This window comes from Acinetobacter sp. KB005 (assembly GCF_049949095.1).
Taxonomy (GTDB): Bacteria; Pseudomonadota; Gammaproteobacteria; order Pseudomonadales; family Moraxellaceae; genus Acinetobacter; species Acinetobacter calcoaceticus.
This window is the reverse complement of record NZ_CP188191.1, coordinates 1,710,574-1,725,657: the sequence shown is the minus strand read 5'-3', so window position 1 is coordinate 1,725,657 and position 15,084 is coordinate 1,710,574. Positions and strand designations below refer to the sequence as shown.

The window sequence follows — 15,084 nt, the reverse complement described above, 5'->3', positions numbered from 1 at the left end:
AAGAAAAATTTTAAATAAATTAGGTGAAGTGAGCCTATAAGCCGGGTTCTGTCGAGGATGGTCATTCCTCTAGGCGTACAATCACTCATACGCTCAAGCGACCTACCCGAATCCAGTACGGGCCGTACCTCAGGATTCCTATTTGGTCTTGCTTCTGGTGGGGTTTACCATGCCGTGAACTGTTACCAGACACGCGGTGCGCTCTTACCGCACCCTTTCACCCTTACCTCACGAATGAGGCGGTCTACTCTCTGCTGCACTTTCCGTCGGCTTTCACCGCCCAGGCGTTACCCTGGCACCCTGCCCTATGAAGCCCGGACTTTCCTCCCCTGCTTCAGTCACGAAGACCTCCACAGCAGCGACCATCCAGCTCACTTCAGGGGCGCATATTAACAAATTTATTTACTAATTGCTTGTGCTTTTTTGAGCAATTAGTTTTTTATATTTGTCGAATAGCTGTTCTTCCGTTTCCTCATGCTCTGGATCTTTAGGAATACAATCTACAGGACAAAACAATTGGCATTGCGGTTGGTCATGATGACCAACGCATTCAGTGCACAAATCTGGATGAATTTCATAAATCACTTCACCCATGAAAATTGCTTCATTCGGGCAAACTGGTTCACAAACATCACAGTTTATGCATTCATCGGTGATATATAACGACACGTTACCAACCTTGTTGATGTTTACGTTCAAAGGCCTCAACCACAGCTTGCGGAACAAACTTGGTTACATCCCCTTTTAAACGAGCAATTTCCCGAATCAATGTCGAAGAAATAAAAGAGTACTGCTCAGATGGTGTTAAAAACACCGCTTCAAAATGTGGGTCAAGTTGACGGTTCATATTGGCAAGTTGAAATTCATATTCAAAATCAGAAACCGCTCTTAAACCACGAAGTACTGCGGTTGCCTTTTGTTCTTTGAAAAAATTAACCAGTAAACCATCGAAGCCTACAAATTCAACATTTGATAGATGGCTTAAAGATGATTGTGCCAGTTCAACTCTTTCTTCTAGACTGAACAAGGGGTTCTTATGATGTCCAATTGCAATTGCTACTACAACCTCATCAAACATTCTTGATGCTCTAGTAACTAAATCAACGTGTCCATTCGTGATGGGGTCAAATGTTCCAGGATAAATTACACGCGTTTTAGACATCCGCTAGTACTCTAATTGTATTGTGAACCTATTTTAGCAAAAGTTATACATGAGGCGAAATATTCATGTGCAGGAAAAACTTCACCTTAGCATCAGTTTACGGCACAATAGGCATAATTGTGGAAGTTTGAATTATGGCGAAAGCAACAGTAGTAAAGAAACATAATGGCGGAACAATCGCACAAAATAAACGTGCCCGTCATGATTATTTTATCGAAGAAAAATTTGAAGCGGGTATGTCACTTCAAGGTTGGGAAGTAAAATCCTTACGTGCTGGGCGCATGACTTTGACGGAAAGTTATGTCATTTTCAAGAATGGCGAAGCATTTTTACTTGGCTCACAAATTCAGCCTTTATTATCGGCTTCGACCCATGTGGTACCTGAAGCAACACGTACCCGTAAGTTATTGCTCTCCAGACGTCAGCTTGAACACCTAATGGGTGCAGTTAACCAAAAAGGTTACTCATGCGTTCCTTTGGCGTGTTACTGGAAAGGTCATTTAGTCAAACTAGAAATTGCACTTGTGAAAGGTAAACAACTTCACGACAAACGTGCAACTGAAAAAGACCGTGACTGGCAACGTGATAAAGCTCGTATATTTCATAAATAATTTAATAAAAAGCCTCTTTTTAGAGGCTTTTTTGTTATGAAATTTATTAATTTAATCTATACAAAAGCCCAGCAATATATTCACCAAACCACTTAGCTGTATCTAAGTCACCTTGTGGGGGAGTAACTTCAACAGGGGCGTTATCTGACTGTGTCATTAAACCTAAACAACTCGATAGTCTATTTAAATCTTTTTCACTATGCCCTGTGGTCATTAAAGGCAAACCTGACCACAACATGCCATGTTGCATGGCAAAAATATTTAATTGTTGTAATACCGCTAGTTTATCGCCACTCAATCCGCCCGAATTTGCAAAGCCAGCCGCAAGCTTGCCTTGCCATAAGCGCTCTTTCCAACGCTTAGAAGTACTGTCCATAAACTTTTTAAAGTCGGCAGTCATACTTCCCATATAGGTAGGAGATCCGAAAATAATGCCTTGTGATGCATCAAGCGCATCCCAATCAATATGCTCAATATTCATTAGATGTACTTTTACCCCCATCACCTCTGCACCAGCAGCAATAGCGAAAGCTACCTTGGCGGTATGACCATATGGACTGTGGTAGACAATAGAGAGATGTTTTTCAGGCAAAGACATAAGATTAAAATTTTGAGCGATTTTTTCTATTTTATCATTTTATTAGCGCTTGCTAAACCTACATCTATAAATATGAAATACAAGCGTTTCAATACGGTTCACAATTGTAATATTTTCAAACTCAATAAAAACTCTCTTATTCTGTTTAATTACGACAAAATAAGAGAGTGAATTTACTTATGTTTATAAAGCTTATATAAAAACAAAGGTAGCCATACGTCCAGTCTTCGTATCACGGCGATAGGAAAAATAATCATCGCTCTGTTGATAAGAACATTGATCTCCACCTAAAACCTGTTTCACACCTAAACTCTGCAAAATAAAACGCGCAATTGCATATAAATCTGCATGAAATTTATTTGGAGCTGCCCCCTCAACAAAAGCTGTTTCTAACTCTGGATATTTATCACAAAAAGCAGCCTTTACTTCGGCCCCAATTTCAAAACAAGGTTGACTAATCGCAGCTCCTAACCATGCCCAAGCTGGAGGGTTCTGCATAGCGGCAACTGTATTTTCAATAATGCCGCCAGCTAAACCGCGCCAACCCGCATGCAAATTTGCGACTTCCGTACCTTCGGCATTTCCTAACACGACAGGTAAACAATCAGCGGTCATCATCATTAAAGCATGACCTTTGGTTTGAGTGACCAAACCATCACCAATTAAAGCATTAAAAGGAATTTGTTCATTTACTGTATGGCAAATCGTACTATGTGTTTGAGTCATCCATGTCATTTTTTTAACACCGAACTGGGCAAACTCATCTAACAATATCATGCGATGTTGCTGAACACGTTGTGCCTCATCGTTGACATGTAAAGCCAGATTAAAGCCAGACAACTCAAGTTGATCCGTTGGTAATGCCAAATGATGTTGAACACGTGTCTGCCCTACAAATACACCTTGAGGTAATCCTTGAACAAATTCCATATACGCGTCCTTAATATGCAGCGTTTTCTGAACGTAACACATTCACTAAATGTGTAAAGTCTTCAGGCCACGGCGCTTCAAATAGCATTTCTTCACCAGTACGAGGATGTTTTAAGCCCAATTTAGCTGCATGCAACGCTTGGCGTTTAAAACCACGTAAAGTGTCAATGAGTAATTCAGACGCCCCTGCAGGTACACGTACACGGTTCATATAAATCTGATCGCCGATAAGCCCATAACCGATATAACTAAAGTGCACACGAATTTGATGAGTTCGACCTGTTTCAAGACGAGCTTGTACGCGAGTAAAATCTTTAAAGCGTTCTTTTACATTGTAATGGGTCACTGCATCGCGCCCACCCGGTAAAATCGCCATTTTCACACGGTCAACTGGATGACGTTTGATAGGTTCATCAATAGTACCGCCAGCAATAATATTTCCATAAACAACTAAGTCGTATACACGGTAAACCGATTTATTTGCCAATTGTTTACTTAAAGAAAATTGTGCCTCAAGACTTTTAGCAACCACTAACAAACCGCTGGTATCTTTATCAATACGATGTACTAAACCCGCACGAGAAAGTTCAGACAATTTTGGGAAATGATAAAGCAAGGCATTCACTAAAGTTCCAGAGCTATTGCCCGCCCCTGGATGTACTACCATGCCGACAGGTTTATTGATGACTAAAATGTCGTCATCTTCATAGACAATATTAAGTGGAATATTTTCAGGTTGGCTCGTGGTCTGAGCTTCGAGCTCAACTTCAAGTGTAAGCAGTTCTGTCCCTTCACAACGGTGCTTTGGCTTGACAATGTTACCATTCACCAACAGATGGCCATCCTTCAACCATTGTTTAAGCTTTTCACGTGAAAACTCATTCCACACCAAGGCTGCTACCTGATCGATACGTTGTCCCAGATAGCTTTCATCTAGCTGAACTTGCAACGATAAACGTGTTGCAGTTGTATCAGAAGTATGGTTATCTGCATCCTCAGAATCTTCAAGTAAATTGAAGTCGGTTTCAGATAAGTTTGTGTTTGAAGATTGTGCTGAAGTCATTTGATCATTGAGATAAAAGTGGTTTAATAGCGCAATTGTAGCTCATTGCCCAACATAACAGAGGAGTTTTTATGTCGCTACCACGTTATAAAATTACGATGCTTGCCTTATCTTTAGGTTTAGCGTCTGCATTTGTGGGCTGTAGCAGCAATCCAAGTAAAAAAGAAGTGGTCGATAGTGGCCCACAATCTAGTGAACAAGCTTACTTCGAAAAGGCCCAAAAGTCGCTTGACCGTGGTCAATATCTTGATGCGACTAAGTCTTTAGAAGCAATCGATACTTATTATCCGACTGGACAATACGCACAACAAGCACAACTTGAACTTCTCTATTCGAAATTTAAGCAAAAAGATTATGAAGGCGCGATTGCCTTAGCGGAACGTTTTATCCGTTTAAATCCTCAGCATCCAAATGTGGATTATGCTTATTATGTTCGTGCTGTAGCGAATATGGAGCAAAACTACGATAGTTTGATGCGCTATACATCTTTGCAACAATCTCATCGTGATGTGAGCTATTTAAAAGTTGCTTATCAAAATTTTGTTGATTTAATTCGTCGTTTCCCAAGTAGCCAATATTCTGTTGACGCCGCTCAGCGCATGAAATTTATTGGACAAGAACTTGCTGAAAATGAAATGACTGCTGCACGTTTTAATGTTAAACGTAAAGCTTGGATCGCTGCTGCAGAGCGTTCTCAATGGGTAATTGAACATTATCCACAAACTCCTCAAGTTCCAGAAGCTTTAGCAACTTTGGCATACAGCTATGACAAATTAGGCGATAAAGCAACTTCACAACAATATATTGAAGTTTTAAAACTCAATTATCCTAGTCTTGTGAAAAAAGACGGCACAGTTAACATGCGTGCTGCTCGTAAAGAAGGCAACTGGATTAACCGTGCGACCCTAGGTATTTTTGGTCGTGAATCTACTGCAGCAACACCAGAAAGCACAAGTGAATCAGAAGCTCCAAAACGTGGCTTCCTTAATCGTGTTAGCTTCGGTTTAATTGGCAATTCAGATAAAGAAGAAACTGCTGAGCCAGAGCAAACACAAGTTGAAGCACCAAAATCAGAACGTAGTTGGACAAACCGTTTAAGCTTTGGTTTATTAGACAAACCTGAGCCACAAGCAGCAGAAAATACAACTGTTGCTCCTGCTGCTACCTCTACAGATACATCAACTGATTCTCAATCAGATGATGCGAAACAAGGTGTAGATGACGCTGCTCAATAAGTTTAAGCTTTAAAAAACATCAACAAACAGGCAAGTGATATCACTTGCCTGTTTGTTTTTATAAAATATTAAAATATTTATTGGATAGATCTTGCCTCATCATGTCAGAATATTCTGAATCACTCTCTCATCAGTTTTAATACGGTTATCTGAATTATGGCAATTCCACAACATACGATTGATCAAATTTTAGATCGCACAGATATTGTCGATCTGATTGGTCAGCGTGTGAAACTGAAAAAGACGGGACGTACATATTCCGGCTGTTGCCCTTTTCATCAAGAAAAATCTCCATCGTTCCATGTCTATCGAGACAAGCAGTATTATCACTGCTTTGGCTGTCAGGCCAACGGTAACGCGATCCGTTTTCTGATGGACATTGATAACCGAAACTTTATAGATGTAATGAAAGAGTTATCGAGTAGCGCTGGAGTCGAACTACCCAAAGATAATACTGAAAACAAAAAACTGTCTTATACCCGTCAGGTTATGAAGCCGCCAGTTGCTAAAGCAAATACGGCGGAGCCCGTGGTTCCTCAGCAACCAATAGATGAAAGCTACAACACGCTTGAACCGGTATTTTTTGACGACCCTTTTGCCCAATTTGAACAGCCTTTCAACTTTGAGGAACCAGTTCAAGAAGGTAATTTATATGACTTACTGGAAAATATTGCCCAGTTCTATGAACACCAATTACCTAACAGTCAAAAAGCAAAAAACTACTTTAAGCAACGTGGCTTAACTAATCAGACGATTCAGTTTTGGCGCTTAGGCTATGCACCAGAAGATTGGCAACACCTAGAAAAAGCTTTTCCTTATGACATTGATGGTTTAAAGCAACTAGGACTTATTCGTTCAAGCGATAATGGTCGTGATTTTGACTTATTACGTGACCGTGTGATTTTTCCGATTCGAGACCCGAAAGGCCGCGTCGTTGGTTTTGGTGGACGTGCCTTAAATGATGAAATAAAACCCAAATACATTAACTCGCCTGACTCAGAGGTCTTTCACAAGAATCAGCTACTTTACGGGCTTTATGAAGGTAGAAAACTCAAATCTAGCGACTGGTTAATGGTTGAAGGCTATATGGATGTCATTGCACTTCAGCAATATGGCATTACAGGGGCTGTAGCGACTTTAGGGACTGCAAGTAATACCGAACACCTTAATATTTTATTTAAACAAAATAGCCGTATTACCATTGCTTTTGATGGTGATGCTGCCGGGCAAAAAGCAGCACGCAGAACGTTAGAAATTGCTTTACCACTTCTCAATGATGGTCGTGAACTCAAATTTTTCGTACTACCGAATGACCATGACCCCGATTCTCTGATCCGTCGTGAAGGGCTTGAAAATTTCCAAAAACTACTACAACAGTCCCCTCTTTTGTCTGATTTTGTCTTTGCCCATTTAACAGGTCAACATGACATCAGTACCCCTGAAGGCAAAAGCTTGGTCATGGGAGAACTCCGAGAACTGACTGAACTATTACCCAAACAGGGTTCGTTCCGTTATTTACTCAATCAATCTTTCCGTGAAAAACTCGGACTGGGTAAACGTTTTACACCACAAATCAGCCATGATGCCTCGCTCTCATTTAACATTCATACTAAAGATGAAGACTTTGCAATTGCAATTTTGATGCACCACCCTTTTCTTTATATTCATTTTGAAGGGTTACGTGCCTATATTCATCAAGATGAATTATTAGCAAAAGTACTGGCAATTTTAAATCGTATTTTTGATGACTTACCGGATGACCAAGAGCTGGCAACATATTATGTATTGGGTGCTTGTAGCAGCTATTGCCATGAAATTGCCGATATTATGCAAAGAACCAATATTCAGGCATTAACGCAGGCACCAGAAGTGGCCGATAAATTAGCCCAAGAATATGCTTTAGGCCTAAAAGAAAGATATTTACGTCAGAAACTTAAATCGCCGATTTCTCTCATTGAATCACGAAATTTAAGACAACAGCTTAATGAATTAACCAAACAAATTAGTTTAAGACTCTTGTCTTAATGCTTTGACTTACGCTCATGATCAAACACATCCTGTAAATGCTGTTGTAACCATTCAAAATAATCAGGATTTTCGGCCTTGGCAGCTTCGCGTAGCAAGATAGATGTTGGATGCATAAGCTTTTGCGTCAAACGATGCGCGAATTGCTGCAATACCTGCTCAGCATTCTCACCGTGATGCAAAGCCTCTAATGCATTCGTCAGCTCTTGTTGGCTAACTTCTTCACTATGTTGGCGATAAGCATGAATTGTGCTGCCCGCCTCTTTAACTTTTTGATGAGTAATAAGCTGGGTAGCTAATTGATTCACCATCACTTCCGCTTCAACAGCTGCCTGACGACGTTGAGCGAGGTTTTCCTCAATCACACTTTGTAAATCATCAACACCATACAAATAGACGCCATCAAGCGCTTCAACTTTAGGATCTATATCACGGGGTACAGCCAAATCAACCATTAACATTTGTTGATAGCGACGTTTCTTTAATGCGGCCTTAACATCAGGATAAGCAATTACTTGATATAAACTACCAGTACAACTCGACACAACATCAGCACGATACAAATTTTCAGCCAATGCTGAAAAATCAATAATTTCAACTTCAACCTGATGTGAAATCTCTTGAGCCAGTTGATCAGCACGCTCACGGCTACGATTACAAATAATAATTTTGGCGACGCCCATTTCAGCCAAATGTTTAGCAACCAAGCTATTCATTTCACCCGCAGCAACAACCATCACAGTAAGTTTTTCGGGCTTACTAAAAACCTGTAAAGCTAATTGTGCAACCGCATACCCCATCGAAACGGCATGGCTGCCCACCGCAGTTTCGGAACGTACACGTTTAGCTGCATAAAAAGCATATTCAAAAACACTGTTTAATTCAGGAGAGACCGTTTGGGCTTCTTTAGACAATGCCAAAGCACTTTTAACTTGCCCTAAAATTTGCGGCTCACCGAGCATGAGAGAGTCTAAGCCGCTCGCTACTCGCATTAAATGTGTAATTGCCTGCGTGTTCTCGTAACGATAAACATGATGAATTAAGTGCTGTACATCAATATTATTGGCATCAGCTAACCATTTCAGAAGGCTTTCGGCATTTTCCGCCATGGCATAAACTTCTGTACGGTTACATGTCGAGACGACCACCAAATCCTTTAAGCTTTGGTGATGGTTTTGTTCGGCAAGCAAACGACTTAATCGCTCTGCATTGAAAGCAATTTGTTCGCGGAGTTCGACAGAAGCTGTTTGATGGTTGACACCCAATGCAAAGAAAGACATATCAGATCATCATTTCGCTAAATTTATGCTATTGTGCAACATCGGTGTCATAAAAAGCATTACTTTGGATCAATAAAAATTGCGTCAAATGAATAGCCGTATTAATTTTAACGGTGCTTCGATAAGACAGTATTCTACCACATTCTTATTGTTAGGTAGCATGTCCTCGCATGTCTATGCACGCCCTGTGCAAGAGACCTATGCCGTGCATTCATTTGATCAGGCATTAGAGCAAACTATGGTCGCTGAATTTGCTCTGGCTTATGATGACATTCCTAACGCTTTGCACAATTACACAGTACTCGCAATCAAAAGTAACTCTACTTCAATTAAACAGCGAGCTTTAGATGTTGCCCTTGAATATAATGATTTTCAAGCCGCTTTAAACATTGCTACACATTGGGTAGCCCAAGAACCCAAAGATGTACCTGCTTTATTCTATTTGTCACATATTGCGTTAAAAACACATGAATACCAGCTTGCCGCTGAAACATTAGATAAAATTTTAAAAATAGATCCTACTGCCGATTTAGAACAAATTTTAGCGAGTATTGCCCCAGAGAATGCTCAAGATCGAGAAGTATTATTAACAGCTTTACGTTCTAGCTCTGAAAAAAACAACCCTTCTATTTTAGCTCTTATCGCCAACCTAGAAGCCCAAAATGGCCAATTAGAATCTGCTCTAACCAACATTAACAAGGCACTACGCCGACGTCCTAAAGTGACGAGCTTTATTTTAATGAAAGCAAACCTACTCATTGCTCTTAGCGATCAAGAAGGTGCGCTTAAATGGTATGCAAAGTCCAGCCGTAAATATAAGAAAAATTTAGATATTCGTTTAGCTGAAATCCGTTATCTTATACAACTTAATCAATCTCAACTGGCTTTAGAAAAGCTTGAAAACGTTATAGAGGCTAATCCCAAAGCTGAAGAAGCATTGTTTATTGCAGGCTTAACCAGCATTGATTTAAAACAATATGACAAAGCAGAACAATATCTTGTTGACCTACGAAACTCTGCAAAATACCAAAATGAGGCTTATTACTACTTAGCAATTAATGCAGAACGCAAACAACATTATGAATCAGCAAAAGCTTACTATCGCTTAGTTGATGGCAGTTTATACGTTGTTTCAAGACGTAATTTGATTGCGATTTATGATAAGCAGGATAATTTACACGATGCTTTACGGTTCCTCACTCAAGAACGCGTAAATTACCCTCAACATGCAAGTTTCTTATATCAAGCTCAAGCTGAAATTTTAAAGAAAATGGGCAATAAAAAAGCTGCCTTAAATTTATTAGATGAAGCGATAAAGAATTTACCGGATGATCCGGAACTCATTTACGCAGAAGTTTTATTACTTGATCCATATACTGACCGCGATAAACTCGACAAAACATTAAAGCAATTATTACAACTTGAACCTAATAGCCCAACTTATCTAAATGCATATGCCTATACACTAGCCTTACAAAACCGTAGGTTGAAAGAAGCACGTCAATATGCAGAACAAGCCTTAGAATATGCGCCAGAACAGGCCTCAATTCTAGATACGCTTGGCTATATTGCATTTTTACAGAATGATTATGAAGGTGCAGCAGAAGCTTTAGGCAAAGCTTATGAACTCAGCCATAATGTAAATATTGGCGTTCGTTATGCTAAAGCCCTGTATATGCAAGGATCATTAACTCAATTTAGCGCTGTGTTACAACAACTGAAACAAAAACATGCCAATGATCCACAATTACAACAGCTTGATGCGTTAATTTTACCTACATCTGCAAAAAAGAGTTAAATATATGAGCAAATTTGCCCAACTGTGCACAGCGATCTGTGGATCAAGTGTATTATTTCTAACCGGTTGTCAGCATTTTACTCAACCTAAACCCGCGGTTACCCAGCAAGTTCAAGATGAAAAACACTTTAATTTACAAGGTAAGATCGGAGTTCGTACGCCACAGCAAACCGGTAGTGCATTTTTCACGTGGGTTCAACAACAAGATAATTTTGATATTGAATTAAGCGGCATTTTGGGTGTAGGAAAAACCCAAATTCAGGGTAAACCTGGTGAAGTGAAGTTAAATAGTGCTAAAACAGGGTTAATTACTGCAGCCTCTCCAGAAGAACTTTTAGAGCGTGCAACTGGTTGGCAAGCACCCATTACTCATTTAACGAGCTGGATTTTGGCTAAACCTGCAACTTTAAGTGCTCAAATTAGTAAAGATAATGAAAATCGTGTAAACCAACTCATTGAAGACGGCTGGACAGTTAATTTCAGTTACGATGGTGAACAAACTTTGCCAAACAAACTGGTTTTAAAGCAAGCTCTTGCTGAAGATAAAGAAAACCGTATTACAATGGTCATCCAAAACCGCTAAGTCTAATTATATAAATCTATGATTCGAGTCTCTTCTCCAGCTAAGCTCAACCTGTTTTTGCATATTACAGGACGTCGTGAAAATGGTTATCATGAATTACAAACCATTTTCCAACTCATTGATTTATATGACTGGATGACATTTACACCGACTTTGGATGAACAAATCAAAATTGATGGATTGAGTGAAGTTCGACCTGAAGAAAACCTGATTTATCGGGCTGCTCAAATACTAAGACCGCATGCAAAAAAATTCTGCGGTCTAAACATCAAAATTGAAAAAAATATTCCAATGGGTGCGGGTTTAGGCGGAGGTTCATCCAATGCTGCCACAACCCTGATTGTGTTAAATCAATTATGGAAATGTGGTCTGAATCAAGAACAACTTGCAGACTATGGCGTAAAGCTCGGTGCCGATGTTCCTATTTTTATTTATGGTAAAAATGCATGGGCTGAAGGTATTGGTGAACATTTATCATTCATAGACTTAGATCAAAAACAGTTCATTATTTTAAAACCTGATTGTTTTATCAGCACTCAATTGCTTTTTTCACAAAAAACATTGACAAGAGACTCTAAGACCACTAAATTTTGCGCCTATCAGTTAGAACCTTCTAATTTTAGAAATAACTTTGAGCCATTGGCCCGACAGTTATACCCTGAAGTAGAAGAAGCAATGCAATATTTAGATCAGTTTGGTCAAGCAAAGCTTACAGGTACAGGTGCTTGTGTTTTTATTGAAGTAACGAATGAAATGAATATTGATGAAATTCTTAAACATTCACCATGTAAATCTTACTTGGTAAATAGTTTAAAAGAATCTCCTCTTAATCATTTTAAGGTTACACGTTAGGGGCGTCGCCAAGTGGTAAGGCACCGGGTTTTGATCTCGGCATCCGTTGGTTCGAATCCAGCCGCCCCTGCCAACCTCACCTGTAATGATGATTATATTAGGGGCGTCGCCAAGTGGTAAGGCACCGGGTTTTGATCTCGGCATCCGTTGGTTCGAATCCAGCCGCCCCTGCCATCATATATATCATCGAATTTAGGGGCGTCGCCAAGTGGTAAGGCACCGGGTTTTGATCTCGGCATCCGTTGGTTCGAATCCAGCCGCCCCTGCCATTCTCTTATTTTAAAGACAGACTTAATTGCTATGCTTTTTGTTGATTCATCTTGACATTGCATTGCAAAAATATTAAAGTTCTGCCGCATTAGGGGCGTCGCCAAGTGGTAAGGCACCGGGTTTTGATCTCGGCATCCGTTGGTTCGAATCCAGCCGCCCCTGCCATCTATTTAATTACATACCAACCGCCAAGGGTGCTTCATGCCCAATCTTGTCGTTTTTAGTGGAAATGCTCATCCACAGTTCGCTCAAAAAGTCGTAAGTCACTTACATATCCCTCTAGGTGCTGCATCAGTCGGTCACTTTTCTGATGGAGAAATTTCAGTAGAAATTACTGAAAATGTTCGTGGTAAAGACGTATTTATCGTTCAGCCTACTTGTGCCCCTACCAATGATAACCTTATGGAAATCTTGGTTATGGCAGATGCTTTGCGTCGTGCAAGTGCTGGTCGTATTACAGCCGTTATCCCGTATTTTGGTTATGCTCGCCAAGACCGTCGCCCACGTTCTGCACGTGTGCCGATTACAGCTAAAGTTGTTGCAGACATGCTTACCACTGTTGGTATTGATCGTGTCGTAATGATTGACTTACATGCTGACCAAATTCAGGGTTTCTTCGATATTCCAGTCGACAACATCTATGGTACTCCTGCTTTGCTTGCTGACTTACGTCAACAATCGCATGATAACCTTATGGTAGTTTCTCCTGACGTTGGTGGCGTAGTACGTGCTCGTGCCGTTGCCAAACAGATGGGTGACATCGATTTAGCAATTATTGATAAACGTCGTCAAAAAGCCAATGAATCGCAAGTTATGCATTTAATTGGTGACGTAAAAGATCGTGATTGCGTTATCGTAGATGACATGGTTGATACTGCCGGTACATTGTGTAAAGCAGCTGATGCGCTTAAGCAATTTGGTGCACGCCGTGTAGTTGCATACGCAACTCACCCTGTACTTTCTGGCAAGGCTATTGAAAACTTACGTAATTCAGTTATTGATGAATTAGTTGTCACTGACACTATTCCTCTTTCTGAAGAAGCATTAACCTTGGGCAAAATCCGTCAGGTTTCTGTTGCTAGCATGGTTGCTGAAACGATTCGTCGTATTAATAACGAAGAATCTATCAGTGCGATGTTCGATAGTTTATAATACCGCAGCTTTTATGAACCCTGGCCTTGGCTGGGGTTTTCTATCACTAAACTGGTCGCAAGTTTAGTCTATTTAACTTTAATGAGGATTTACTCATGTCAAACTTCGTATTAAACGCTCAAGCGCGTGCTGAAGACAAACAAGGGAAAGGTGCGAGCCGCCGCCTTCGTCACGAAGCATTAATTCCAGCTATCATTTATGGTGGCAATGCTGAGCCTGTAGCTATTACTTTAGAACTTCGTCAGCTTGTAAAAGCTTTAGAAAACAATGCTTTCTTTGAAGAAGTTATAGAAATCCAAGTTGGCGACAAAGTTGAAAACGTTAAAATCCAAGCGTTACAACGTCACCCAGCTAAAAACACTCCTATGCACGCTGACTTCAAACGCGCATAAGTGTTGAAAGGCGTAGATTAGTGTCAAATATTTCGCTAATTGTTGGTTTGGGCAATCCTGGTTCAGAATATGCCCAAACCCGCCATAATGCAGGCTTTTGGTTCATTGAACAGCTTGCTAATAAATATGGCATTACATTAAAAAATGATCCGAAATTTCACGGAATCAGCGGACGTGGTAATATAGAAGGACACGATGTCCGTCTACTTCTACCCACTACATTTATGAACCGTTCTGGACAAAGTGTAGTTCCATTTGCAAAATTTTATCAAATTGCTCCTGAAGCAATTTTGATTGCTCATGATGAACTTGATATGAACCCTGGTGTAATTCGTCTAAAAACAGGCGGAGGACATGGTGGTCATAACGGTTTACGTGACATTGTCCCTCATATTGGTCCAAATTTTCATCGTTTACGTATTGGTATCGGACATCCTGGCTCAAAAGAGCGAGTTTCAGGTCATGTACTTGGGAAAGCACCAAGTAGTGAACAAAGTCTGATGGATGCAGCAATTGATCATGCCCTTTCTAAAGTAAAATTACTTGTTCAAGGACAAGTTCCACAGGCCATGAATCAAATTAATGCGTATAAACCAACTTAAATTGTTGAACAATCAAGCTTGCTATCTTGCTTTTTTAGGAGCAAAATGCGCATCAGCCACTTTGCCAACAGCAAAAGCTAAAGATTTCACCATAAGATCTTACTCTTAGGTCTACTCAGGAGACGCTAGCCATGCTATCTCGTTTATTAAAATGCAAAATTCACCGCGCAGTTGTAACCCATGCTGAACTTCACTATGAAGGTTCTTGTGCAATTGATGGCGTATTGATGGACTTAGCTGGTATTCGTGAATATGAAGAAATTCATGTTTGGAATGTAACCAATGGCAAACGCTTCACGACCTATGCTATTCGTGGTGAAGATAACTCTGGAATTATTTCAGTAAATGGTGGCGCTGCACATCAAGCAGATGTCGGTGATTTAGTGATTATTGCTACATTTGGTGATTTTACTGAAGCTGAAGCAAATATTCATAAACCACGTTTGGTCTATGCTAACCCAAATAATACAGTCAACCACACAGCGAATTGTATTCCTGTTCAAGTTGCCTAATTTATTCTAAGAATAAAAA

Annotated in this window: 16 protein-coding genes, 4 tRNA genes and 1 other RNA gene; 14 read left to right on the top strand and 7 right to left on the bottom strand. The window is 40.1% G+C overall.

The features are described from left to right. Positions 1-21: 21 nt before the first annotated feature. From rnpB to coaD, 3 genes are all read right to left on the bottom strand, one after another. Positions 22-378, bottom strand: an RNA gene (gene rnpB, locus ACPF64_RS08415) — RNase P RNA component class A. A 27-nt stretch (positions 379-405) separates the two neighbouring features. Further along, positions 406-669, bottom strand: coding sequence for a YfhL family 4Fe-4S dicluster ferredoxin (locus ACPF64_RS08410; protein ID WP_003653306.1), 264 nt, complete (start codon positions 667-669; stop codon positions 406-408). 1 nt (position 670) lies between these two features. Further along, a complete protein-coding gene (gene coaD, locus ACPF64_RS08405; RefSeq protein WP_004641605.1) occupies positions 671-1,162 on the bottom strand; it encodes a pantetheine-phosphate adenylyltransferase in 492 nt (163 codons plus the stop codon). 134 nt (positions 1,163-1,296) lie between these two features. Between coaD and smpB the strand changes: the two genes are divergently transcribed. Next, entirely contained in the window at positions 1,297-1,773 is a 477-nt protein-coding gene (gene smpB, locus ACPF64_RS08400) for an SsrA-binding protein SmpB (protein WP_004641603.1), read from the top strand. Positions 1,774-1,819: 46 nt separating this feature from the next. Here the strand turns inward: smpB and ACPF64_RS08395 are convergent, their stop codons facing one another. The 3 genes from ACPF64_RS08395 to rluD all read right to left on the bottom strand — a co-directional run bounded on the left by ACPF64_RS08395 (position 1,820) and on the right by rluD (position 4,364). Further along, a complete protein-coding gene (locus tag ACPF64_RS08395) occupies positions 1,820-2,371 on the bottom strand; it encodes a flavodoxin family protein (protein ID WP_042898559.1) in 552 nt (183 codons plus the stop codon). A 192-nt stretch (positions 2,372-2,563) separates the two neighbouring features. Then, positions 2,564-3,301, bottom strand: coding sequence for a peptidoglycan editing factor PgeF (gene pgeF, locus ACPF64_RS08390; protein ID WP_426455996.1), 738 nt, complete (start codon positions 3,299-3,301; stop codon positions 2,564-2,566). Positions 3,302-3,311: 10 nt separating this feature from the next. Next, on the bottom strand, positions 3,312-4,364 hold the full coding sequence (gene rluD / locus ACPF64_RS08385; protein WP_045436676.1) for a 23S rRNA pseudouridine(1911/1915/1917) synthase RluD: 1,053 nt from the start codon (positions 4,362-4,364) through the stop codon (positions 3,312-3,314). A gap of 71 nt (positions 4,365-4,435) precedes the next feature. Between rluD and ACPF64_RS08380 the strand changes: the two genes are divergently transcribed. Then, positions 4,436-5,599, top strand: coding sequence for an outer membrane protein assembly factor BamD (locus tag ACPF64_RS08380; RefSeq protein WP_426455995.1), 1,164 nt, complete (start codon positions 4,436-4,438; stop codon positions 5,597-5,599). Between the two features lie 156 nt (positions 5,600-5,755). After that, complete coding sequence (locus ACPF64_RS08375) at positions 5,756-7,624, top strand: DNA primase (RefSeq protein WP_426455994.1); 1,869 nt, start codon at positions 5,756-5,758, stop codon at positions 7,622-7,624. Here the strand turns inward: ACPF64_RS08375 and hemA are convergent. Beyond that, positions 7,621-8,904 (bottom strand): glutamyl-tRNA reductase, encoded by a 1,284-nt coding sequence (hemA, locus tag ACPF64_RS08370; protein ID WP_426455993.1) that lies wholly within the window; start codon positions 8,902-8,904, stop codon positions 7,621-7,623. The genes ACPF64_RS08375 and hemA overlap by 4 nt on opposite strands. 88 nt (positions 8,905-8,992) lie before the next feature. Here hemA and ACPF64_RS08365 point away from each other — a divergent pair, with 88 nt between their 5' ends. The 11 genes from ACPF64_RS08365 (at position 8,993) to panD (ending at position 15,065) form a co-directional block, all read left to right on the top strand. After that, complete coding sequence (locus ACPF64_RS08365) at positions 8,993-10,702, top strand: tetratricopeptide repeat protein (RefSeq protein WP_004641588.1); 1,710 nt, start codon at positions 8,993-8,995, stop codon at positions 10,700-10,702. A gap of 4 nt (positions 10,703-10,706) precedes the next feature. Beyond that, complete coding sequence (lolB, locus tag ACPF64_RS08360; RefSeq protein ID WP_003653326.1) at positions 10,707-11,285, top strand: lipoprotein insertase outer membrane protein LolB; 579 nt, start codon at positions 10,707-10,709, stop codon at positions 11,283-11,285. Between the two features lie 18 nt (positions 11,286-11,303). After that, positions 11,304-12,137, top strand: a complete 834-nt coding sequence (gene ispE, locus ACPF64_RS08355) for a 4-(cytidine 5'-diphospho)-2-C-methyl-D-erythritol kinase (protein ID WP_426455992.1) — start codon at positions 11,304-11,306, stop codon at positions 12,135-12,137. Continuing rightward, positions 12,136-12,210, top strand: a tRNA-Gln gene (locus ACPF64_RS08350). The genes ispE and ACPF64_RS08350 overlap by 2 nt, the downstream gene beginning before the upstream one ends. 26 nt (positions 12,211-12,236) lie before the next feature. Next, positions 12,237-12,311, top strand: a tRNA-Gln gene (locus tag ACPF64_RS08345). Between the two features lie 20 nt (positions 12,312-12,331). Further along, positions 12,332-12,406, top strand: a tRNA-Gln gene (locus tag ACPF64_RS08340). Positions 12,407-12,497: 91 nt separating this feature from the next. Further along, positions 12,498-12,572 (top strand) — tRNA-Gln (locus ACPF64_RS08335). Positions 12,573-12,608: 36 nt separating this feature from the next. Then, on the top strand, positions 12,609-13,559 hold the full coding sequence (locus ACPF64_RS08330) for a ribose-phosphate pyrophosphokinase (protein WP_003653329.1): 951 nt from the start codon (positions 12,609-12,611) through the stop codon (positions 13,557-13,559). Positions 13,560-13,654: 95 nt separating this feature from the next. Further along, on the top strand, positions 13,655-13,951 hold the full coding sequence (rplY, locus tag ACPF64_RS08325) for a 50S ribosomal protein L25 (RefSeq protein WP_004641581.1): 297 nt from the start codon (positions 13,655-13,657) through the stop codon (positions 13,949-13,951). 20 nt (positions 13,952-13,971) lie between these two features. Next, a complete protein-coding gene (gene pth, locus ACPF64_RS08320) occupies positions 13,972-14,553 on the top strand; it encodes an aminoacyl-tRNA hydrolase (RefSeq protein WP_003653332.1) in 582 nt (193 codons plus the stop codon). 131 nt (positions 14,554-14,684) lie between these two features. Beyond that, entirely contained in the window at positions 14,685-15,065 is a 381-nt protein-coding gene (panD, locus tag ACPF64_RS08315; RefSeq protein WP_002120296.1) for an aspartate 1-decarboxylase, read from the top strand. Positions 15,066-15,084 lie beyond the last annotated feature (19 nt).